At 61.1% G+C, this 22,148-nt stretch carries 20 protein-coding genes; 4 read left to right on the top strand and 16 right to left on the bottom strand.

The window, feature by feature from the left end:
* Nucleotides 1-106 precede the first annotated feature (106 nt).
* Together DJ564_RS22295 and DJ564_RS22290 are read right to left on the bottom strand one after the other, a co-directional pair.
* On the bottom strand, nucleotides 107-1,288 hold the full coding sequence (locus tag DJ564_RS22295; RefSeq protein WP_109633374.1) for an acetyl-CoA C-acyltransferase family protein: 1,182 nt from the start codon (nucleotides 1,286-1,288) through the stop codon (nucleotides 107-109).
* Nucleotides 1,285-2,067 carry an enoyl-CoA hydratase gene (locus DJ564_RS22290; RefSeq protein WP_109633372.1) on the bottom strand — a complete coding sequence of 261 codons (783 nt, stop codon included), beginning with the start codon at nucleotides 2,065-2,067 and terminating at the stop codon, nucleotides 1,285-1,287. Before DJ564_RS22290 ends, DJ564_RS22295 begins: the two co-directional genes overlap by 4 nt.
* A 217-nt stretch (nucleotides 2,068-2,284) precedes the next feature.
* Between DJ564_RS22290 and DJ564_RS22285 the strand changes: the two genes are divergently transcribed.
* From DJ564_RS22285 to DJ564_RS22275, 3 genes are read left to right on the top strand one after another with little or no spacing between them, the layout of a single operon-like run.
* Nucleotides 2,285-3,388: a polyamine ABC transporter substrate-binding protein gene (locus DJ564_RS22285; protein ID WP_109633370.1), complete on the top strand. Its 1,104-nt coding sequence runs from the start codon at nucleotides 2,285-2,287 to the stop codon at nucleotides 3,386-3,388.
* A gap of 30 nt (nucleotides 3,389-3,418) precedes the next feature.
* Nucleotides 3,419-4,837, top strand: coding sequence for an aminotransferase (locus DJ564_RS22280; protein ID WP_109633368.1), 1,419 nt, complete (start codon nucleotides 3,419-3,421; stop codon nucleotides 4,835-4,837).
* 53 nt (nucleotides 4,838-4,890) lie between these two features.
* On the top strand, nucleotides 4,891-5,727 hold the full coding sequence (locus DJ564_RS22275; RefSeq protein ID WP_256597447.1) for a LuxR C-terminal-related transcriptional regulator: 837 nt from the start codon (nucleotides 4,891-4,893) through the stop codon (nucleotides 5,725-5,727).
* Between the two features lie 176 nt (nucleotides 5,728-5,903).
* On the opposite strand, the gene paaZ is transcribed toward DJ564_RS22275, so the two are convergent.
* From paaZ to paaA, 9 genes are all read right to left on the bottom strand, one after another.
* Nucleotides 5,904-7,973 (bottom strand): phenylacetic acid degradation bifunctional protein PaaZ, encoded by a 2,070-nt coding sequence (gene paaZ / locus DJ564_RS22270; RefSeq protein WP_109633364.1) that lies wholly within the window; start codon nucleotides 7,971-7,973, stop codon nucleotides 5,904-5,906.
* 57 nt (nucleotides 7,974-8,030) lie between these two features.
* Nucleotides 8,031-9,284, bottom strand: a complete 1,254-nt coding sequence (locus DJ564_RS22265) for an OprD family porin (RefSeq protein ID WP_109633362.1) — start codon at nucleotides 9,282-9,284, stop codon at nucleotides 8,031-8,033.
* 32 nt (nucleotides 9,285-9,316) lie between these two features.
* Entirely contained in the window at nucleotides 9,317-10,963 is a 1,647-nt protein-coding gene (locus DJ564_RS22260) for a cation acetate symporter (protein WP_109633360.1), read from the bottom strand.
* The gene (locus DJ564_RS22255; protein WP_109633358.1) at nucleotides 10,960-11,268 is read right to left on the bottom strand and encodes a DUF485 domain-containing protein; all 309 of its coding nucleotides are present in this window, start codon (nucleotides 11,266-11,268) and stop codon (nucleotides 10,960-10,962) included. Before DJ564_RS22255 ends, DJ564_RS22260 begins: the two co-directional genes overlap by 4 nt.
* A 171-nt stretch (nucleotides 11,269-11,439) precedes the next feature.
* On the bottom strand, nucleotides 11,440-12,516 hold the full coding sequence (gene paaE / locus DJ564_RS22245) for a 1,2-phenylacetyl-CoA epoxidase subunit PaaE (protein WP_109633356.1): 1,077 nt from the start codon (nucleotides 12,514-12,516) through the stop codon (nucleotides 11,440-11,442).
* 33 nt (nucleotides 12,517-12,549) lie between these two features.
* Nucleotides 12,550-13,083, bottom strand: a complete 534-nt coding sequence (gene paaD, locus DJ564_RS22240) for a 1,2-phenylacetyl-CoA epoxidase subunit PaaD (RefSeq protein WP_109633353.1) — start codon at nucleotides 13,081-13,083, stop codon at nucleotides 12,550-12,552.
* Entirely contained in the window at nucleotides 13,070-13,831 is a 762-nt protein-coding gene (gene paaC / locus DJ564_RS22235) for a 1,2-phenylacetyl-CoA epoxidase subunit PaaC (RefSeq protein WP_109633351.1), read from the bottom strand. The genes paaD and paaC overlap by 14 nt, the downstream gene beginning before the upstream one ends.
* A gap of 8 nt (nucleotides 13,832-13,839) precedes the next feature.
* Nucleotides 13,840-14,121 carry a 1,2-phenylacetyl-CoA epoxidase subunit PaaB gene (gene paaB, locus DJ564_RS22230; RefSeq protein ID WP_003208899.1) on the bottom strand — a complete coding sequence of 94 codons (282 nt, stop codon included), beginning with the start codon at nucleotides 14,119-14,121 and terminating at the stop codon, nucleotides 13,840-13,842.
* Between the two features lie 27 nt (nucleotides 14,122-14,148).
* A complete protein-coding gene (gene paaA, locus DJ564_RS22225; RefSeq protein ID WP_109633349.1) occupies nucleotides 14,149-15,138 on the bottom strand; it encodes a 1,2-phenylacetyl-CoA epoxidase subunit PaaA in 990 nt (329 codons plus the stop codon).
* Between the two features lie 669 nt (nucleotides 15,139-15,807).
* Between paaA and DJ564_RS22215 the strand changes: the two genes are divergently transcribed.
* Nucleotides 15,808-16,542 carry a hypothetical protein gene (locus DJ564_RS22215; protein WP_109633345.1) on the top strand — a complete coding sequence of 245 codons (735 nt, stop codon included), beginning with the start codon at nucleotides 15,808-15,810 and terminating at the stop codon, nucleotides 16,540-16,542.
* Between the two features lie 217 nt (nucleotides 16,543-16,759).
* On the opposite strand, the gene paaK is transcribed toward DJ564_RS22215, so the two are convergent.
* From paaK to paaG, 5 genes are all read right to left on the bottom strand, one after another.
* On the bottom strand, nucleotides 16,760-18,085 hold the full coding sequence (gene paaK, locus DJ564_RS22210; protein WP_109633343.1) for a phenylacetate--CoA ligase PaaK: 1,326 nt from the start codon (nucleotides 18,083-18,085) through the stop codon (nucleotides 16,760-16,762).
* A 99-nt stretch (nucleotides 18,086-18,184) separates the two neighbouring features.
* A complete protein-coding gene (gene pcaF / locus DJ564_RS22205) occupies nucleotides 18,185-19,396 on the bottom strand; it encodes a 3-oxoadipyl-CoA thiolase (RefSeq protein ID WP_109633341.1) in 1,212 nt (403 codons plus the stop codon).
* Complete coding sequence (paaI, locus tag DJ564_RS22200) at nucleotides 19,389-19,838, bottom strand: hydroxyphenylacetyl-CoA thioesterase PaaI (protein ID WP_109633339.1); 450 nt, start codon at nucleotides 19,836-19,838, stop codon at nucleotides 19,389-19,391. Before paaI ends, pcaF begins: the two co-directional genes overlap by 8 nt.
* Nucleotides 19,825-21,348, bottom strand: a complete 1,524-nt coding sequence (paaH, locus tag DJ564_RS22195) for a 3-hydroxyacyl-CoA dehydrogenase PaaH (protein ID WP_109633337.1) — start codon at nucleotides 21,346-21,348, stop codon at nucleotides 19,825-19,827. Before paaH ends, paaI begins: the two co-directional genes overlap by 14 nt.
* 3 nt (nucleotides 21,349-21,351) lie before the next feature.
* A complete protein-coding gene (paaG, locus tag DJ564_RS22190; RefSeq protein ID WP_109636164.1) occupies nucleotides 21,352-22,143 on the bottom strand; it encodes a 2-(1,2-epoxy-1,2-dihydrophenyl)acetyl-CoA isomerase PaaG in 792 nt (263 codons plus the stop codon).
* Nucleotides 22,144-22,148 lie beyond the last annotated feature (5 nt).

Genomic DNA, 22,148 nt, shown 5'->3' with positions numbered 1-22,148 from the left:
CGCATTTGCCCTGATAAAAAATCAGAGTGCATACCATCCGGCCTGAGGTTGCAGGGTTGCCCTGCAACCTGGAGTCTGCGACGTTCAATCACCGTCGCACTGACGTTTAAACCCGCTCAAAAATCGCCGCAATCCCCTGACCACCACCAATGCACATGGTCACCAACGCATATCGCCCGTTGATGCGCTGCAGTTCGTGGATGGCTTTGGTGGCAATCATCGCCCCGGTAGCGCCCACCGGGTGACCGAGGGAAATGCCCGAGCCATTCGGGTTGACCTTGGCCGGGTCGAGATCCAGTTCCTGACTGACTGCACAGGCCTGGGCGGCGAAGGCGATGTTGGCTTCGATCACGTCCATATCCGCGGTCGTCAGACCTGCGCGTTTGAGCGCCAGGCGCGTGGCGGGAATCGGGCCCAGGCCCATCAGTTCCGGCTCGACACCGGCATGGGCGTAGCTGACCAGGCGGGCAAGTGGACGCAGGTTGTTGGCCTGGACCGCGTTGCCTGTTGCCATGACCAATGCAGCGGCGCCGTCGTTCAGGCCCGAGGCGTTACCGGCCGTGACCGAACCGTCGCTCTTGAACGCTGGCTTCATCTGCGCGAGTTGTTCCAGGGAGGTGGAACGCGGGTGTTCGTCGATGCTGAACAGCGTCGTTTCCTTGCGACCACGGATTTCCACCGCCGCGATCTGCTCACTGAAGTAGCCATTAGCGATGGCGAACGCGGCACGCTTTTGATCTTCCAGGGCGAGGGCGTCTTGCATGTCGCGGGTGATGCCATTGCGCTGGGCGATGTTCTCGGCGGTGATGCCCATGTGGATGCCGTGGAACGGGTCATGCAGGATACCCAGCATGTAGTCGATGGCCTGGACATTGCCCATGCGTGCACCCCAACGGGCGGACGGCATCAGGTACGGGCCGCGGCTCATGGACTCGGCACCGGCGCCGATCGCAATCTCGGCGTCGCCCAGCATCAAGGTCTGGGCCGCGCTGATAATGGCTTGCAGGCCGGAACCGCACAGGCGGTTGACGTTGTAGGCGGGGGTTTCCTTCGGGATGCCTGCGTTCATCGCGGCGACCCGGGAGATGTACGCATCGCGGGTTTCGGTCGGGATCACGTTGCCCATCACCAGATGGCCGATTTGCGCCGGGTCAACGCCGGAGCGTTCCAGGGCGGCCTTGACGGCCGTGGTCGCCAGATCGGCCAGCGGGACATCTTTGAGCGAGCCGCCAAAGGAGCCGATGGCTGTGCGTGCGGCGCTGACAACGAATACGTCTGGGGTGTTCATGAAGGCGTTCCTGTCGATGGGTTCTTTTCAATGGTGCGATTAAGGAGTGCGTTCAACGCCGCCTGCGCTTCCGGGGTTTGCAGGCGCTTGATGAACAGCAAGTTCTCTTGGCGAATGGTGGCTTGCAGTTCCGGCATCGAGGTCTGTTTGAGTAATTGCCGGGACTGACGCAGGGATTCCTGGGGCAGCGCCAGCAGTCGACGAGCCATGTGCTCGGCGGCTGCCAGACACTGTGCCCCGTCGTCGAACAGTTCGTTGGCCAATCCGCACGCGACGGCGGCTTCACCGTCCAGGCTGTCACCCCACAACAGCAAGCGTGCCGCCCGGGCATGGCCGAGCAGGCGCGGCAACAGCAGGCTTGCGCCGAACTCCGGGCACAGGCCCAGGTTCACGAACGGTGTGCGCAACCGGGTATTGCGCGTGACCAGCACCTGATCGCAATGCAGCAGCAGGGTGGTGCCGATCCCGATGGCTGCTCCGCACACGGCGGCGATCAACGGTTTTTGCAGGTTGATCACCACGCGCATCAGGCGAAACGCCGGGCTGTCCAGATCGGTCGGCGGATGCTGGAGAAAATCCGCCAGGTCGTTGCCGCTGGTAAAGCAGGCGGCGCCACCCGTGAGGATGATCACGCCGACGTCGGCGTCTTCATCCGCGGCCAGCAACAGGTCGCCCAACTGCGTGTACATGCTGTTGTTCAGCGCGTTGAGTTTGTCGGGACGTTCAAAGGTCAGCGTCAGGACGCCTTCGTGTCGTTCTTGTTTGATCAGGTCGTTCATGTACGTGCCCTGGGTGATCTCTATGCAGGGCACTCTAAGCGCGGGACCGGCGCTGGATCTATGACAAAACAGGTCAACGAAACTGCTGCTTTTTGCCATGTCGGGTCATCGCAAGGCTCACACACCCATTCGGGGTATGGCGCGGTTGGCTGAATCGACCAATAGTGGATTCATCCGCTCATCCAGATCGGAACTCGCTTGATAAGGTGAATTTGCTATGCGCAAGGCCTTCTTGGTGATGCTTGGTGCGTTACTTGTGCCGCTGTCGGTAGCCGTCCACGGCGCCGAAGTGGACGATAACAACACGTTGCGGCTGTACAACTGGGCGGATTACATCGGCGAAAAAACCATTGCCGACTTTCAGAAAGCCACCGGCATCCGCGTGATTTACGACACGTTTGATGCCTATGAAACGGTGCAGGCCAAGTTGCTCACCGGTCACTCCGGCTATGACCTGGTGGTGTTGAACGCTTCTCTTGCACCGCCGCTGATCAAGGCCAAAGTGTTCCAGCCGCTCGATAAAAAGTTGTTGCCGGGCTGGACCAACCTTGACCCGAAAGTCTTGCAGGACTTGCAGGGCTTTGATGCCGGCACGCTGTACTCGGCGCCTTACACTTGGGGCAGTAACGGCATTACTTATAACGTCGACAAGATCAAGGAGCGTATGCCCGACGCGCCAATTGGTTCGCTGGCGATGATCTTCGATCCGAAAATCGTCTCGCGCTTCGCCGATTGCGGCGTGACCCTGGTCGATGCGCCCACTGAAGTCATTCCGCTGGCGCTGAAGTACCTGGGACGCGACCCGAGAAGCGCCGCGCCGGCCGATCTGGAAGCGGCGCAAGCGTTGCTGTTGTCCATCAGGCCTTACATCCGCAAGTTCGACTCGGTCAATTACCTGACCAGCCTGCCCAATGGCGATGTGTGCATGGCCATGACCTGGTCGGGCGACTACGCAACTGCCATGGCCCGCGCCGAAGAGGCCAAGTTGAAGATCAAGCTGGCCTATTTCATTCCCAAGGAAGGCTCGCTGATCTGGTTCGACAACCTGTACATCCCCGCCGATGCCCCCCATGTGGCCAACGCGCACAAGTTCCTCGATTACTTGATGCAGCCACAAGTCATGGCCGACGTGACGGACTTCATTCATTACGCCAACAGCAACGCGGCGGCCACGCCGTTGGTGCACGCCGATGTGCGCAACAACCCGGCGATTTATCCCGATGACGAAACGCGCCAGCGGTTGTTTCCGCAAAAGACGCAGGACGCAAAAGAGATGCGCGCCATGACCCGCGTCTGGAGCACGGTGAAGAGCGGAATTTGATCGATTAATTGTTCGGTTTGAGGTTTTTGTATGGCGACTCCAATCAAGAAAATTGTGTCTGACATTGATAACGCGAAACTGGTCAAAGCCGACAAAGCGCACTACATGCACGGCTATCACATGTTCGACGAACACGCCGAACAGGGCGCGCTGAACATTGTGGCCGGTGACGGAGCCTATATTTACGACGCCCAGGGCAACCGCTTTCTCGATGCGGTCGGCGGCATGTGGTGTACGAACATCGGTCTGGGCCGTGAAGAAATGGCACTGGCGATTGCCGATCAGGTCCGTCAATTGGCGTACTCGAACCCGTTTTCCGACATGTCCAACAACGTCGCCATCCAGTTGTGCGAGAAACTCGCCAGCCTCGCTCCCGGCGATCTCGATCACGTATTCCTGACCACCGGCGGCTCTACCGCCGTGGACACCGCGTACCGGTTGATTCAGTACTATCAGAACTGCCGCGGCAAACCGGAAAAGAAGCACGTCATCGCCCGTTTCAACGCGTATCACGGCTCCACCACCCTGACGATGTCGATCGGCAACAAAACCGCCGACCGTGTGCCGGAATTCGACTACGCCAACGACAAGATTCACCACGTCTCCAACCCCAATCCCTACCGGGCGCCGGAGGGCATGGACGAAGCGCAGTTTCTCGAATTTCTGATAAAGGAGTTTGAAGACAAGATTCTGTCCATCGGCGCGGACAAGGTCGCGGGTTTTTTTGCCGAGCCGATCATGGGCTCCGGCGGCGTGATCATTCCGCCCAAGGGCTATCTGAAACGCATGTGGGAAGTCTGCCAACGCTACGACATTCTGTTTGTCGCCGATGAAGTGGTGACCTCGTTCGGGCGTCTCGGCAAGTTCTTCGCCTCGCATGATCTGTTCGATGTTCAGCCGGACATCATCACCACGGCCAAGGGTCTGACGTCGGCTTATCTGCCGTTGGGCGCCTGCATTTTTTCCGAGCGTATCTGGAAAGTCATCGCCGAGCCTGGCAAGGGTCGCTGCTTCACTCATGGCTTCACTTACAGCGGCCACCCGGTCTGCTGCACGGCGGCGTTGAAGAACATTGAAATCATCGAGCGGGAAAACCTGCTGGAGCATGTCGACGTGGTCGGCGCCTACCTGGAACAGCGCCTGGCGACACTCAGCGACTTGCCGCTGGTGGGCGATGTGCGCTGCCAGAAGTTCATGGCCTGCGTGGAGTTCGTCGCCGACAAACGCACCAAGGCGTTGTTTGCCGACGAGATCAACATCGGCGAAATGATTCATTCCCGGGCGCAGGCCCGAGGGCTGCTGGTGCGGCCGATCATGCACCTCAACGTCATGTCGCCGCCGCTGGTCCTGTCGTGCGCACAGGTGGATGAAATCGTCGAGATCCTGCGGGTGTGCATTCTTGAAGTGGCGGGTGAGCTTGAGCAGAACGGCCAGTATTTCGGCCAATGAGTTCGTCGACTCCGCGGTTACCAGGTGTCGGCTCACCCGCTAGACTGCGGGGCATGAGCAAACCAAACGACGACACGTTGATCGCATTGCCTTTCGGTGCCTTGCATAAATGGCACGGCGACCTGCGCCAAGCATTCGCCCATATCGATGAGCCCGACGCGCTGCGCTTTCTGGCGTCGGCCTTCGGGCATCTGGTGGCCATCGAATCGGTGATGATCAGCCTGGAACACAAGGACCGCCCGCCGCAGCTGTTGTATCAGCGCGGCATTCCGGAAAAATACCGGGAGTCGATCATCGACCGCTATTTTTCCGGGGGCTACCTGCTCGACCCTTTTTGCCTGGCGGTGGAGCAGGGGCTGGCCGAAGGGTTTTATCACCTGGAGGACATAGCCCCGGACAACTTCTTCGACAGTGAGTACTACAAGACTTACTACTTGAAGGCCGGGAGTTCGGAAGACAGTTTTTACATTGTCGATACCGGCCATGACACCCAGGTGTCGGTGAGCCTGTTTCAAGGCTTTGGCGGGGAAGGGCTGCGGGTTGAGCAACTGAATCTATTGCGGGCGGTCGAGCCGCTGGTGCGCGAATTCATCAGCGAATTTGGACGCCGGGGCTTGCAGCACAGCGCCGTCAATGAGGGCGTGCGTGACGATCTCAAGCAACGCGTGCAGTCGGCCTTCGAAAACTTTGGCTGCGACTTGCTCACCGAACGCGAGCGGGAAGTGGCGCACATGGTGCTGCGGGGGCATTCCGTGAAATCCACGGCCAGCCAGATGAGCATCTCGCCGGAGACGGTGCGCATGCACCGCAAGAATCTTTATCTGAAGTTGGAGATCGGTTCACAGTCGGAGTTGTTTGCACTGTTTATCGAGTGGCTGCGCAAGCATTGAACCGTGATTTTTTGCCAACCCCGAAATCCTGTGGGAGCTAGCCTGCTAGCGATGAACGTCAACGATAACGCGTGCTGTCTGAATGAACGCGGTGTCTGAGCGTCCATCGCTAGCAGGCTAGCTCCCACATGGGATTCAGGTTGACCACACCCTTTGTGATCAACCAAAAATCCTGATCAGTCTTCGCGTTTCACTACCAGCGTCAAAATGTCATAACTGGCAACCAGCTCTCCCAGTTGGTTGGTGACTTCTACATCCCACGCCACCACACCTTGCGGGATCCCCTGCGGGCTCTTTTTCCCCTGATCAATCTTGCGCTTGCAGGTCAACCGCGCCTGAATCGTGTCGCCGATCCCCACCGGGTTGATGAAGCGCAACGTGTCCAGGCCATAGTTGGCCAGCACCGGCCCCGGCGCGGGGGACACAAACAGACCGGCCGCCGCTGACAGCACGAAGTAGCCGTGGGCGATGCGTTTGCCAAACTGCGATTCCTTGGCGGCGATGTCGTCGAAGTGCATGTAGAAATGATCGCCGGACAGGCAGCCGAAGTTCACCAGGTCGGCCTCGGTAACGGTGCGACGGTGGGTCAGCAGCGATTCGCCGATCTGCAGGTCCTGGAAGAACCGGCGGAACGGATGGACTTCGGTTTCGATGACCTTGGCGCCGCGCACGTATTCGCCGGTGACTGCCGCCAGCATGGTCGGCGAGCCTTGCACCGCCGCGCGTTGCAGGTAGTGTTTCACCGCACGCAAACCGCCGAGTTCTTCACCGCCGCCGGCACGCCCCGGGCCGCCGTGTTTGAGTTGTGGCAGAGGCGAACCGTGGCCGGTGGATTCGGCGGCCGACTCGCGGTCGAGCACCAGCAAACGGCCGTGCCAGGCAGCGGCGACCGGGATTGCTTTGGCCGCGATCTGCGGGTCCTTGGTGATCAGACTGGCCACCAGACTGCCTTTACCGCGCGCCGCCAGAGCGAGGGCTTCGTCCAGGTCGTCATAGGCCATCAGGGTGCTGACCGGGCCGAACGCTTCGATGTCGTGAGCACCGCCCTCAGCATGTGGATCGCGAGATTGCAGCAACGTCGGCGCAAAGAACGCACCCTGGCTGACGTTTTCACCGCGAGGTTCGAAACCGTCGCGGGCGCCGAACAGCATGTCGCTGCTTTGCAACAGGCTTTCCAGGCGTTCGGCGACGTCTTTCTGCTGATCGTGAGAGGCCAGCGCACCCATGCGCACGCCTTCTACCGACGGGTCGCCGACCACGACTTTCTTCAGTCGGTCGCGCAGGCGGGTGGCGACGGCATCGATGTGTCTGGCCGGAACGATGGCGCGGCGAATGGCGGTGCATTTCTGCCCGGCCTTGGTGGTCATTTCCCGGGCGACTTCCTTGATGAACAGTTCGAATTCTTCGTCGTCCGGAGTGACGTCTGGGGCGAGGATCGCGCAGTTGAGCGAGTCGGCTTCAGCATTGAACGGCACCGAGTTGCGGATCAGGTTCGGGTTGACCCGCAACTTGGCCGCGGTGTCGGCCGAGCCGGTGAAGGTCACGACGTCCTGGCCTTGCAGGCGATCCAGCAAATCACCGGTGCTGCCGATGATCAATTGCAGGCTACCCGCCGGCAGCAAACCGGATTCGTCCATCAGCCGAACCACGGCTTCAGTCAGGTAGCTGGTGGCACTGGCCGGTTTGACGATGCACGGCATGCCGGCGAGAAAGCTCGGGGCGAATTTTTCCAGCATGCCCCAGATCGGAAAGTTGAAGGCGTTGATGTGCACTGCGAGACCGCCACGGGGCACCAGGATATGCGTGCCGGCGAAGGTGCCGAGTTTGCTCAGCTGCATCGCCGGGCCTTCGTGGACGATGTTGCCCGATGGCAATTCCCGCGAGCCGAGGCTGGCGTAGGTGAACAGCGTGCTGTTGCCACCTTCGATGTCGATCCAGCTGTCGGCGCGGGTCGCGCCGCTGTGGTGCGAAATGGCGTAGAGCTGCTCCTTGCGTTCGCTCAGGTACAAAGCCAGGGCCTTGAGACGTTGAGCCCGTTGCTGGAAGTCCAGCGCCATCAAGCCACTGACGCCCTGACGGCGACCGTGTTCGACAGCTTCGGCGAAATCCGGGCGCTCTTCGTGGGTGCGCGCAATTTCATGGCCTTCGATGGCACTGCGCAGCACCTGGGCACCGTGCTGGCCGATCCAGCGACCGGCGATGAAACTTTGCAGGGTAGGGGCGTGCAGTGTAGGTGAAGAGGACATCACGATTGCTCCTGGTGATGAAAAGTGTTGGCGCGGCCGCGACCGCGCCATTCGGGATTACCAAAGCGCCACGGTGTAGCCGACGATCAGCCGGTTCTCATCGATGGCGGTATTCAAGCCACTGCCGGAACGGAAGGTCACATTGCGCCAGCGCAGGCTGACGTCCTTGAACACGCCGCTCTGGATGACGTAACTGATGTCGGTGTCGCGCTCCCATTCGCGGCCGTTATCGACGCTGCCCGCCTTGACATGGCGGCCGTCGGTGTAGCGCGTCATGAAGGTCAGGCCGGGGATGCCTTGCGCCGCGAAGTCATAGTCGTAACGCAACTGCCAGGAATCCTCGTCGGCGCGGGTGTAGGTGTTGTAGGTCACCAGGTTGACCACATACGGATCGCCACCGTTGAGGAACGGGAAGGCGCTGTCGCCGGATAACTGCTGGTACGTGGCACTGACTTTGTGTGCGCCATGGGACACGGTGAACATGCTGTTGAAATTGCGGTTGTCGATGCGCCCGGCGCGTTCGGCACCGTCGCCGCGGCTGTCGAAATAACGCAGGTCGCTGCGCAGGTTGAACCCGTTGCCCAGAGGCTGGGTATGCACCAGCCCGACGAATTGCTGGCGATAAATCTGATCGAGCTTGCCGTAGTAGTAGCTCAGGTTCAGTTGCGGGCTGAAGGCGTAGCTGCCGCCGGCAAAGTCGAAGTGATCGCTGCGGGCGGCGCCGTAGCCGATGTCATCGTTGCTGGAGGAGTCACGCAGGTTGGCCTTGGTCAGGCGCCCGGTATTGACCGTCAGGCCACTGATTTCCTGACTGGTGAGCAAGCCACCCTCAAAGGTCGAACCCAGCAGGCGGGTGTCGTTGTAGGTCGCCACCGGCAGCAACGGTTGCAGGGTGCCGAGCTTCAACACGCTTTTGGATACGCGCAGCTTGCCAGTCAGTCCCAGTTGGCTGAACTCGTCTGCCGGTTCATGGCTGTTCGGGCCAAACGGTAGCAGCCCGGTGCCTCGACGATTCGCGCTGGAGTCGAGCTTCAATCCCAGTTCCCCCAACGCATCGAGGCCGAAGCCGAACGTGCCATCGGTGAACCCGGACTCGATGCGCGCAGTAAAGCCCTGCGCCCATTCTTCAGCCTTCGATTGTGGGGCGTTGTCCTGACGGAAATCGCGATTGATGTAGTGGTTGCGCATCTCAATACGGGCCTTGCTGTCGCTGACAAAGTCGGCCATGGCGCTGGGTGCGACCATGGGCAGACTCAATGCAGCGGCTAACGAAATCAGTGATTCGTAGGGGGTGGTACGTGCGGGTTTCATTATTTTTATTCCCTGCCATCAGTCGGTCGTTGTTAGTGCTTGCTGGCGCCGGAGGCACCGATGCCGGTCATCGAGCGGATGAACTGCGCCAGGTAACGGCCACGCTCAAGGGCTGCACGGGGTGATGAGTCGGTGACCGAAAACACCCAGGCGCTTAAAAAGGCCAGACTCATGGAGAACAGCGCCGGGTTGGAGTAGGGGAACAGGGCCTTGTCGTAATGCAGCACGTTGACCCACACCGCCGGGCTCAGCACCAGCAGGACAATCGCCGAGATCAATCCCGTCAGGCTGCCGGTGACCGCGCCACGGGTGGTCAGGCCTTTCCAGTACATCGAAAGGAACAGCACCGGGAAATTCACCGAGGCGGCAATGGCCAGCACCAGGCCGGAGAGGAACGCGATATTCTGCGACTCGAACAGCAAACCGAGGATGATCGCCAGGACGCCGATGCACAGTGTTGCGATTCGCGACACGCGGATTTCCTGCTGTTCGGTAGCCTGGCCCTTGCGCATCACGCAGGCATACAAGTCATGGGACACCGCCGAGGCGCCGGACAATGCCAGCCCGGCCACCACGGCGAGAATGGTGGCGAACGCGACCGCCGAGATGAAGCCGAGGAACAGGTTGCCGCCCACGGCCTGGGCCAGGTGCACGGCGATCATGTTGCCGCCGCCGATGATCGCGCCGCTGGCATCGCGGAACGCCGGATCGGTGCCGACCATGACGATCGCGCCGAAGCCGACGATGATCAGCAGCAGGTAGAAGTAGCCGATAAAGCCAGTGGCGTAGAACACGCTTTTACGCGCTTCCTTGGCGTCGCTGACGGTGAAGAAGCGCATCAGGATATGCGGCAGGCCGGCGGTGCCGAACATCATGCCCAGCCCCAGCGAGATCGCATCGATCGGGTTCGACAGCAAACCGCCGGGCGCCATGATGGCGTTGCCTTTGGCATGCACGGCGGTGGCGCCGGCGAACATCGCTTCGGTACTGAAACCAAAATGCTTGAGCACCATGAACGCCATGAATGTGGTGCCGAACAACAGCATCACAGCCTTGATGATTTGCACCCAAGTGGTCGCGAGCATGCCGCCGAAAGTCACGTAGAACACCATCAACACGCCGACCAGCATGACGGCGTAGAGGTAGTCGATGCCGAACAGCAATTCGATCAACTTGCCGGCGCCGACCATCTGCGCCACCAGGTACATCAGCGCCACGGTGAGGGTGCCGAAGGCCGAAGTCAGGCGCACTGGGGTTTGTTCCAAGCGATAGGAGACCACGTCGGCGAAGGTGTATTTGCCGAGATTGCGCAGGCGCTCGGCGATCAAAAACAGAATGATCGGCCAGCCGGCCAACACGCCCAGCGCATACAGCAAACCGTCGTAACCATTGAGGAACATCATGGCGGAGATCCCGAGGAAGGACGCCGCGGAGATCATGTCGCCGGCAATCGCCAGACCGTTCTGGAAACCGGTCATGCCGCCGCCCGCAGTGTAGAAATCGCTGGCGGAGCGAGTGCGCAGGGCGGCCCAGCGGGTGACGCCGAGGGTGAACAGCACGAACACCAGGAACATGCCGATGGCGTTCCAGTTCAGTGGTCGAGACGCGCCATCGGCGGCCATTGCCATGTCGGTGACCACTGCCAGCGGCAGCAGGAATAACGCGAGAAGACGGTTCATCGGGCGCACTCCTGTTTCAGCTTTTCATTCAACGGGTCGATCACGTTGTTGGCGCGATAGACGTAGAAACCGGTCAGCGCAAAGGCCATTAGCACGATCACCACGCCGACCAGCATGCCCACGGTGGTCACGCCACCGCTCAGGGATTGGCCGAGGGTGGAGGGGGAGAACGCCACCAGCAAAACGAAGCCGAAATAGATCACCAGCATGATCAGCGACAGCGACCAGTACAGGTTCTGTTTGCGGCGTACCAACTGGATGAAGTCGGGGTGCCGGCGGATGAGTTCTACGTCTTTGGGTGTCATGGCGCGCTCTCTCGTGTTGTTGTTTTTGTTGTGGGGTGAAGCAGGTCTCGGGCATTCCTCAATCCCCTGTGGGAGCGGGCTTGCTCGCGCATACGGTGTGTCATTCGGCACAAATGTCGACTGACGCGGCCTCTTCGCGAGCAAGTCCGCTCCCACAGGGATAGCGTTGAATCAGAGCTGATCGAAGTCGAGTACCACTTTGTCGCTCACCGGGAAGGCCTGGCACGACAGCACATAACCGGCCGCCACTTCGTAATCTTCCAGGGCGTGGTTGCTGTCCATTTCCACTTCGCCTTCGATGACTTTGCATTTGCAGGTCGAGCACACCCCGGCCTTGCACGAGTAGGGCAGTTCGGCCCCCTGAGCGTTGCCGGCGTCGAGGATGCTTTGGCTGTTGCGTGGCAGGTCGAAGGCCAGGGCGCGGCCGTCGCTGATGACGGTGATCTGGCTGACGGCGGCATCCACTTGCCGGGCCGCCTCGCGGGCCTCGCGCTTCTGCTGGCTACCGACGGCTGCGAACAGTTCGAAATGGATACGCTCAGGCGCCATGCCTTTGGCTTTCAGGCTGTCGCGCACAGTCTCGGTCATCTCCTGTGGACCGCAGATGAAGGCGGCGTCGAGGGCTTTGACGTCGAGCCAGCGGGAGAATAGTTGCTCGCATTTCTCGGCATTGATCCGACCGTTGTACAGGTCGACATCCTGCTGTTCGCGGCTGAAGACGAAGATCAGGTTCAAGCGCTGCAAGTAGCGGTTCTTCAGGTCTTCGAGTTGTTCGCGAAACAATGCACCGGAGCTTGAGCGGTTGCCATACAGCAGGGTGACGCGGCTGTGGGGCTCGGTTTGCAGAGTGGTCTTGATGATCGAAAGGATCGGCGTGATGCCGCTGCCCGCCGCGACTGCCAGATAGTTGCCATGGCGAGTCGGGTCGAGTTCGACATGGAAGTGCCCGGCAGGCGGCATCACTTCAAGGCTGTGCCCGGCCTGCAACTGTTCGTTGGCAAATGCCGAGAAACGGCCACCGGCCACGCGCTTGATGGCGACGCGCAGTTCACCGTCGTTGACCCCGGTGCAGATCGAATAGGAGCGGCGCACTTCTTCGCCATCCATCTGGGTGCGCATCACCAGGTGCTGGCCCTGGGTGAAGTGAAAACTGTCTTGCAGGTGTTGCGGAATCTCGAAGGCGATGGAAACCGCGTCACGGGTCTCGGCGCGCACATCCTTGATGATCAGGCTGTGAAATTTGCTCATTATTGTTCTCCTGCTGGGACGGCCGATTGCCGCTCAGATGCACTTGAAATAGTCGAACGGTTCCCGACAATCGACGCAGCGGTACAACGCCTTGCACGCAGTGGAACCGAACTCGCTGAGCACTTCGGTGTGCGCGCTGCCGCATTGCGGGCAGGCAATCACCGGGCTTTCGCCGAGCAGGCTGCGTTTGCTGGTGCTGCCCTCGGGCGGCGCAATGCCGTAGGCGCGCAGGCGTTCGCGACCGCTGTCGGTGATCCAGTCGGTGGTCCAGGCCGGGGTCAATTTGCGCTCCAGTTGCGGTGCCTTGAACCCGGCGAGTTCCAGCGCCTCGCGAATGTCGCTCTCGATCACTTCCGTAGCGGGGCAGCCGGAGTAGGTCGGCGTGACCACCACGTGCAAGTGCCCGGACTGCCAATCGAGATCGCGCACGATGCCGAGGTCGACCACGCTGACCACCGGCACTTCCGGGTCCATGACCTGCGCCAGAGTTGCCCACGCGGCAGCCAGGTCGGTCGGCTGAGCCGGCCGCGCGCCCTGGTCGCTGGCGATCAGCTCACCAGGTTGCATCGGGATAGGCTCGTGGCAGGAATTGCATCTCGGCCAGCAGAATGCCGAGGTGTTCGGTGTGCAGGCCTTTGCGTGCATTAAGGTAGAAAAAGCTCGGCGCGGCAGGCACGGGCAGGGTCGCGCTGACAAAGATTTCGTTGACCTTGGCTTGCCACGCCGCAGCGACTTGCGCGGCGTCCGGGGCGATGCCAGCGGTGCACAGGCGTTGTTCGCTGTCATCGGCACTGGTCAGTTCGACCGTGAAACGCCAGACCTCGGGGATGGCCGCGAGCATGCGCTGATGGCTTTCCTCGGTGCCGTCACCCAGGCGCTCGACCCATTCGCCGGAGCGGCGCAGGTGATAGGTCACTTCCTTGACCGCTTTGGCGGCGATCCCGGCGATGCGTTCGTCGCTGGACTGGCTCAGGCCGCTGAGCACTTGCAGGTGCCAGGCGTCGTAGAGGAATTGCTTGAGGATCGTCACCGCGTAATCGCCATTGGGTTGTTCCACCAGCAGCAGATTGCGGTAGGCGCGCTCATCACGGCGGAACGCCAGGTGATCGGCGTCGCGACCGTCGTTCAGCAGTTCGGCGGCGTATTCCAGCCAGTTGCGCGCCTGGCCCACCAGGTCGAGGCCGACGTTCATCAACGCCAGTTCTTCTTCCAGCGCCGGGGCTTTGCCGCACCATTGGCACAGGCGCTGGCCCTGGATCAGGGCGCTGTCGCCGAGGCGCAGCAGGTATTCGATCAGATCAGTCTGGTTGTTCATGGTCGACCTCACATGTGCCCGACTTCGGCCGGCAACTCGTAAAAGCTGGCGTGGCGATAGACCTTGTCGTCCGCCGGGTCGAACAGCGGGTCTTTTTCATCCGGCGACGAGGCGGTAATCAGCGCCGAGGGCACCACCCACAGGCTCACGCCTTCACTGCGACGGGTGTAGAGCTCGCGTGCGTTTTCGATGGCCATGGTGGTGTCGGCGGCATGCACACTGCCGACATGCTTGTGGTTGAGGCCGTGCTTGCTGCGCACGAAAACTTCAAAAAGGGTCCATTCAGACATTTCAGTGACTCCACATCAGGTGGCCGATCAGGCGGCGTTCTTGTTCTGTTTTTTACGCGCGTGGGCAACCGCGGCTTCGCGGACCCAGGCGCCGTCTTCAATGGCTTTGCGGCGGGTGGCGACGCGTTCCTGGTTGCACGGGCCGTTTCCCTTGAGCACTTCGTAGAACTCGCTCCACTGGATGTCGCCGAAGTCGTAGTGGCCGCGTTCGGCGTTCCACTTCAGGTCCGGATCGGGGCAGGTGCAGCCCAACAGTTCCAGCTGCGGGATGGTCTGGTCGATGAAGCGCTGGCGCAGTTCGTCGTTGCTTTGACGCTTGATTTTCCAGGCCATGGATTGGGCGCTGTTGGGGGAGTGTTCGTCGCTTGGGCCGAACATCATCAACGACGGCCACCACAGGCGGTTGATCGCGTCCTGGACCATGTCTTTTTGCGCCTGATTGCCGTGGCGCATCATGGTCAGGAGGATTTCGTAGCCCTGGCGCTGGTGGAAACTTTCTTCCTTGCAGATCCGCACCATGGCCCGGGAGTAGGGGCCATAAGAGGTGCGCTGCAACACCACCTGATTGACGATTGCGGCGCCGTCCACCAGCCAGCCCACTGCGCCCATGTCGGCCCAGTTCAGCGTCGGGTAATTGAAGATGCTTGAGTATTTGGCTTTGCCGCTGTGCAGCTTGGCGATTTCTTCATCGCGGTCGGCGCCGAGGGTTTCCATGGCGCTGTAGAGGTACAGGCCGTGGCCGGCTTCGTCCTGGATTTTCGCCATCAATTGCAGTTTGCGTTTGAGCGAGGGCGCGCGGGTGACCCAGTTGCCTTCGGGCAGCATGCCGACAATTTCGGAGTGGGCGTGCTGGGAGATCTGCCGGATGAGCGTCTGGCGATAGGCATCAGGCATCCAGTTCTTTGCTTCGATCTTGATTTCTGAATCGATTTTTTCCTGGAAGGCGCGTTCCTGTTCGGACATTTCCGACAGATCTTTTATGCGCTTTACGCCTGTTTCTACTAGCTGTGCGTACATTTTTCGTCTCCCGCCATGAATCTGTTCGAAGGCATGGAGAACTTTATAAGCGATACAGAAATTATTATCAAACATAAAATAACGTGTCGTATGTGTTTTTGTATCGCTTTGGGATGAGTGGTGGGTTTGGGTGTATATCCGTTTGCTCGGTAACGGCGGCTTGTGGTTCCGCCCTTACGGCGGGTCACTTGGAAAAGCGCCAAGTAACCAAGCGCTTTTGCCCCTGACGTTCGGTGCCTCGCTGTGGCTCGGCATGCCCTCGCTCCGGTCCTGCTCCGTGGGCCCGCCGCCATCGGCCATCCATGGCCGGGGGCGGCTAACCCGGCATCCATGCCGGGTTGCCCACTGCGCAGAACCTGCGCTCGGCCTCTCGAGGGGGCGGTGGATCAAGATCAAAAGCGGAAGGCGAGCTAACGCTCGGCCTGATGAGTGGTGAGGAGCAAAGTTGTGCGTCGATCTGCTTTTTGTGGGGGGGGCTGCTCGCGAAGATGTTGATCTTGCCGTTGCCGTTGCCGTTGCCGTTGCCGTTGCCGTTGCCGTTGATCGTTCCCACGCTCCGCGTCACACGCGGTGCGAATTCTGGACAGCGTAATGGCTACTTAGTAGCATCCGCGGCACACGGATCTTTCTCCTGAACGTCGATCGACGTGGGCCTAAAAAGGAATCGAAATGCTCACGTTCAACCATGCCGATAAAACCGTTGTGTTCACTGTCTTGAACGGTGAAGTGGTGGGCAGTGAAAAACTCAGCGAGACCCGCGTGACCACCACGGGCGGCGTTCATGTGAACGGCAAGGATGGGGATCTCACGCCGGTGCGGGTCAGTTCGGTGTCGATCATCAATCATGAGTTCTGGGTCAAGACCCCGGACGGCGTCGAGCACGATGTGAAGCTGCGCGGCGTGGACATTCCGTTGCGCACGGGCCAGCAAATCTCGCTCATCAGTGCCTTGAAAAAGGACGGTTCGCCCCTGCACACCATCCTGCTGAACCACGCGGCGTCCAAGCGCTGGATCCTGCGTGACGCCAGCGTGCTCAATACCGAGCTGGAGCTGACGCCCTTCAACTGGAAGACCGTGCTGGTCGTGTCGGGATTGTGTGTCGCCGGTATTGCCACCGCCGGGCTCGGCCTCCTGGCGGCGGGGGGTTATCTTTGTTACGCGTTGTATCAAGGGGGCCAGCGCAAGAAGCTGCTGGTCAGCGACCTGAACGCCTACATCGAGAAGCTGGACACTCTGGTCGCCAGTCATGTTAAGGCGCCCAGCCCTGTTCAAGTTGAAAGCCCCGTCCAGGTTGAACTCTCTTTTCAGCTCGAAAGTCCTGCACCCGCGCAAACCCCTGCCGAGACTGAAACCCCTGAACTGAATAGGGACAGTGTGCGCAGGGCGCTATCGCGCAATCTCTGAACGACCTGCCAGGCTTGATTGTTCCAACACGGAATCAAGCCTTGCATCGACAGCGGAGCGCGGAGCGTTCCGGGCGTTGTTTCGACGAAAGCGGAGTTGCATCCGCCATTGATAGCGACTGACACGGCCCTTCGCGAGCAGGCTCGCTCCCACAAGGAAGGGGGGCGCGGCAGTCAAAAAAAAGCCCCGCAAAAGCGGGGCTCAAAGGGTGCAGCAGTCATCCTTTAGGGCGCTTGTCCATCACATGACAAGCCTTGCCCTCAGACCGCTTGATCGAATGCATCGGCTGCAAAACAATCCGCGAACTGATCCCGATATACGTCTTGATATGCCGACTCAACTCGGCACAAACCGCCTTCTGCTGGTCATCCCCCAAATGCCGATGCTCAGCCTTGAGCTCGACATGCACATCCACACTGTCCAGATTCCCGTTGCGGTACAGATGAATCTCATAACACTCCGACAGCTGTTTGATCTTCAGCACCTGCTCCTCTATCTGCGTCGGAAACACGTTAACCCCGCGAATGATCAACATGTCATCACTGCGCCCGGTGATCTTGTCGATCCGCCGCATCGGCCGCGCAGTCCCCGGCAGTAAACGCGTCAAGTCGCGGGTGCGATAACGGATCATCGGCAGCGCTTCCTTGCTCAGCGAGGTAAACACCAACTCGCCCATCTGCCCATCTGGCAGCACTTCACCGGTGACCGGGTCAATGATTTCCGGATAGAAGTGGTCCTCCCAGATCGTCGGCCCGTCCTTGGTTTCCGCGCATTCCATCGCCACGCCCGGCCCCATGATTTCCGAGAGCCCATAAATATCCAGCGCAGTAATGCCCAAACGGTTCTCGATGGCGCTGCGCAGTTCGGCAGTCCACGGCTCGGCGCCGAAGATGCCCAGGCGCAGGGCCAGTTTGTGCGGGTCGATGCCCTGGCGCTCGATTTCATCGGCGATGTTGAGCATGTACGACGGCGTGACCATGATGATGTCCGGCTGGAAATCCTTGATCAGCTGCACCTGTTTCTCGGTCTGCCCGCCCGACATCGGAATCACCGTGCAGCCTAGGCGTTCGGCGCCGTAATGCGCGCCGAGGCCACCGGTGAACAGGCCGTAGCCGTAGGAAATATGCACCTTGTCGCCACGCCGGCCGCCCGCCGCGCGGATTGAGCGCGCGACGACGTTGGCCCAGGTGTCGATGTCGTTCTGCGTGTATCCCACGACCGTCGGTTTGCCGGTGGTGCCGCTGGAGGCGTGCAGGCGCACGATGTCATGCATCGGCACGGCGAACATGCCGTACGGATAGTTGTCGCGCAGGTCAGTCTTGGTGGTGAACGGAAACTTCGCCAGGTCTTCCAGGCACTTGATGTCGTCCGGGTGTACGCCCAGCGCATCGAAGCGTTGGCGATACAGCGGCACATTGTTGTAGGCGTGGTTCAGGCTCCAGCGCAGGCGATCCAGCTGGTGTTGACGCAGTTCGTCGATGCTGGCGGTTTCGATCGGGTCCAGCACAGGATCAAGCACGGCTTTGGCAATTGGCATGTTCATGACTTCACTCGAATTATTTTTGTGTTTCGGCCCTTCTACACAAGGGCTTTGAGTGCATGCCCCAAGGATACCTCTCAGCTCCTTGGGAATCGCGGTTCTTTAGACGGACAGGCGCTCGATGATCAGCGCGATGCCCTGGCCGACGCCGATGCACATGGTGCACAAGGCGTAGCGGCCGTGACGTTCTTCCAGTTCATGCAGGGCGGTGGTCACCAGTCGTGCGCCACTCATGCCCAGCGGATGGCCGAGGGCAATCGCGCCGCCGTTCGGGTTGACCCGCGGATCGCTGTCGCCCAGGCCCAGCTCACGCAGCACGGCCAGACCTTGTGCGGCAAAGGCTTCGTTGAGTTCGATCACGTCCATGTCGGCGAGGCTCAGGTTGGCCAGTTCCAGCACCTTGCGCGTTGCCGGCACCGGGCCGATGCCCATGATCCGTGGTTCGACCCCGGCGGTGGCCATCGCCACGACCCTGCCGCGCGCTTTCAGGCCGTGGCGTTTGGCAACTTCCGGGCTGGCGAGCAAGAGTGCGCAAGCCCCGTCATTGACCCCGGACGCATTGCCGGCGGTGACGCTGCCGCCTTCGCGAAACGGCGTGCCGAGTTTCTGCAATTGCTCAAGGGTGGTGTCGCCACGCGGGTGTTCATCATGCTCGACGACTTTGGCCGGGCCTTTGCGTTGGGGGATTTCTACCGCGACGATTTCCCGGGCCAGGCGCCCGCTGGCCTGGGCCGCGCCGGCGCGCTGCTGGCTGCGCAGGGCAAAGGCGTCCTGGTCGGCGCGGGAAATGTTGAACTGCTCGGCGACGTTCTCGGCGGTCTCCGGCATGGAGTCGATGCCGTAGATTTTTTTCATCAGCGGATTGACGAAACGCCAACCGATGGTGGTGTCGTACACCTGCGCGTCACGGGAAAACGCTTGCTCGGCCTTGCCCATCACCAAGGGCGCGCGGGACATCGATTCGACGCCACCGACCAGCATCAACCCGGCCTCGCCACAGCGGATCGCCCGCGCTGCCGTGCCAATCGCGTCCAGCCCGGAACCGCACAAACGGTTGAGCGTGGTGCCGGGCACACTGACCGGCAACCCGGCCAGCAACGCCGACATGCGCGCGACATTGCGGTTGTCTTCGCCGGCCTGATTGGCGCAGCCGTAGATCACATCATCCACGGTATTCCAGTCGACCTGCGGGTGACGGCGCAGCAATTCGCGCAACGGCATCGCGCCGAGGTCGTCGGCGCGCACGCTGCTCAAGGCGCCGGCATAGCGGCCGATCGGGGTCCGCACCGCGTCGATGATCAAGGCGTCATTCATTCGGATTCTCCTGCGTCAGCACAGTGCCGCGCACTTTGTAGGATTTGCCATGGAACAGCGCGATGAGCTGGCCCAGTTGGTTTTCGATGCGAACGTCGTAGTTGCCGGTACGACCGGAGCGGCTTTGCTCGGTGCAGTCGGCATTCAAGGTGTCGCCCAAGCGTGCCGGGGCGATGTAATCGATGCTGCAACCGATGGCCACGGTGGCTTCGTTGTAGCTGTTGCAAGCCAGGGCAAACGCCGAGTCGGCGAGGGCGAACAGGTAGCCGCCGTGGCACGTGCCGTGGCCCTGGATCATGTCGGCGCGCACGCTCATGCCAACGCGCGAGCAACCTGGCGCGACGGAGAGCAGGCGCATGCCCATTGACTGGCTGGCGGTGTCACGCTTGAACAGCGCTTGCGCGCAGTCGCTGGCCAGGTTCATGGCTTCATGGTTGGTCATGAAAATTTCTCCCTTCAGCGACCTTGCGGCGCAATAGCAGCGACGGTCGATAACGTTCTTCGCCATAACTGGCTTGCAGGTTTTCCAGCACGTTGAGGATGTGCGAAAGGCCGATGGCATCGGCCCAGGCGAGCGGGCCTTGCGGGTAATTGACCCCGGCGCGCATCGCCAGGTCGACGTCGGCGGCCGAGGCCACGCCTTGCAGCACGGCGTCGGCGGCTTCGTTGGCGAGCATTGCCACCGTACGCAGCACCGCGAGGGCCGGGCTGTCACTGAGCGCGCTGACGGTGAATCCGGCCTGTTGCAGTAAGGCGACGCCGTGATCGAGGGCGCCGGGGTCGATGTCTGTCGCGTAGCTGATGGCTATGCGGCTGGCCTTGCCGTAGTCGAATGCCAGGTCCAGCAGGATCAGATTGCGCAGGCCATCTTCCCTGGCCCGTTGACAGGCCAAGCGCCCGTCGCTCAACGCCAGCAGCGCGTCGCCGACCCGCAGCACGCCTTGGCCGTCGCGCTGAACGATTTCGATGTTGTGTTCACGCAGGCGCGGGATCAACGCATGGGCAATACCGAGATCGCCTTCTATAACGCAGGTTCCAACGGCATGTTCGCTGCTGATAGACGTCGGCTGTGGACGCTCGGCACCTTCGGCGTAGCGATAGAAGCCATGGCCACTTTTACGGCCCAGACGCCCGGCGTCCACCAGTTCTTTCTGGATCAGCGACGGCAGGAAGCGGGTGTCGCCGTAATAGGCGTCGAACACCGAACAAGTCACGGCATAGTTGACGTCATGCCCGATCAAGTCGGTCAGTTCGAACGCGCCCATGGCAAAGCCACCGGCCTCGCGCATCAGCGCATCCAGCGTCGGGCAATCGGCCGCGTCTTCCTGTAGCAGGCGCAGGCTTTCGGCGTAGAACGGGCGGGCGACACGGTTGACGATAAAGCCTGGTGTTGAGCGGGTGTGCACCGGTTTTTTGCCCCAGGCTTTGGCGGTGTCGTACAGGCATTCGGCCAATGCCGGATCGCTGGCCAGGCCGGAGACGATTTCCACCAACGCCATGACCGGCGCCGGGTTGAAGAAGTGCAGGCCGAGCAAACGTTGCGGATGGTCCAGTTGCGCGGCGATGCTGGTGATCGACAGCGAGGAAGTGTTGCTGGCCAGGATGCAGCGCTCTCCGCAGATGCCTTCCAACTGACGGAAGAGGGCGCGCTTGACCTCAAGGTTCTCGACGATGGCTTCGATGATCAGCGCGCAATCGGCCAGTGCCTCTATGGCTTCCACTGCCTGCAGGCGGGCGATGGTCGCCGCCCGCGCCTCAGGTGAAAGCTTGCCTTTCTCGACGCGCTTGCCCAGTTGGCGGTCAATGCCGTCGATGGCTTGCGCGGCAGCACCCGGACGATTGTCCAGCAACAGCACCGGATGGCCGGCCTGCGCGGCGACCTGCGCGATGCCGGCGCCCATGGCTCCGGCGCCGATCACCGCGATGCGCGCGTTGGAATTCAATGCCGTCATGACTCAGCGCCCCTTGAAGCTTGGGCTGCGTTTTTCCATGAAGGCGCTGACGCCTTCACGGTAATCCTCGCTGCGCCCGGCCAGGCGTTGCAGGTCCTTCTCTAACTCAAGCTGTTCGTCGAAGGTATTACTCAGGCTGGCATTCAGGCTGCGCTTGATCAGCGCCAGGCCGTAGGTCGGTTGAGTGGCCAGATGGCGCGCGAGCGTCAGGGCTTCATTGCGCAATTCGGCGTCGTCCACCACGCGGTAGATCAAGCCCCATTGCTCGGCTTGTTCGGCGGTCAGGCGATTACCGAGCAAGGCCAGCGCCTTGGCGCGCGCCATGCCGACCAGACGCGGCAAGGTCCAGGTGCCGCCGGAGTCGGGGATCAAGCCGATTTTGCAGAAAGCCTGAATGAAGCTCGCCGAACGTGCCGCCAGCACCAGGTCGCAGGCCAGCGGGATATTGGCGCCGGCTCCGGCGGCGACGCCGTTGACCGCGCAGATCACCGGCAGCGGCAGGTCGCGCAACTGGCGGATCAGCGGGTTGTAGAACTTCTCGATCGATTCGCCCAGATCCGGCACCGCGCTGCCCGGCGCAACATTGCGGTCGCTGAGGTCTTGCCCGGCGCAGAAGCCACGACCTTCGCCGGTCAGCAGCAAGACGCGCACGTCCGGGTTCTGCCGGACCTGTTTCAGCGCTTCCTTCACTTCGCCATGCATCTGCGCGTTGAAGCTGTTGAGCTGGTCCGGGCGATTGAGGCTGAGCAGGGCGACGCCGGCCTCGATGGAAAACAGGATGTGTTCGAAGTTCATGGTCA

It is taken from the genome of Pseudomonas sp. 31-12, assembly GCF_003151075.1.
GTDB lineage: Bacteria > Pseudomonadota > Gammaproteobacteria > Pseudomonadales > Pseudomonadaceae > Aquipseudomonas.
The sequence above is the reverse complement of the archived record's forward strand: the minus strand, read 5'-3'. Positions and strand labels throughout refer to the sequence as shown.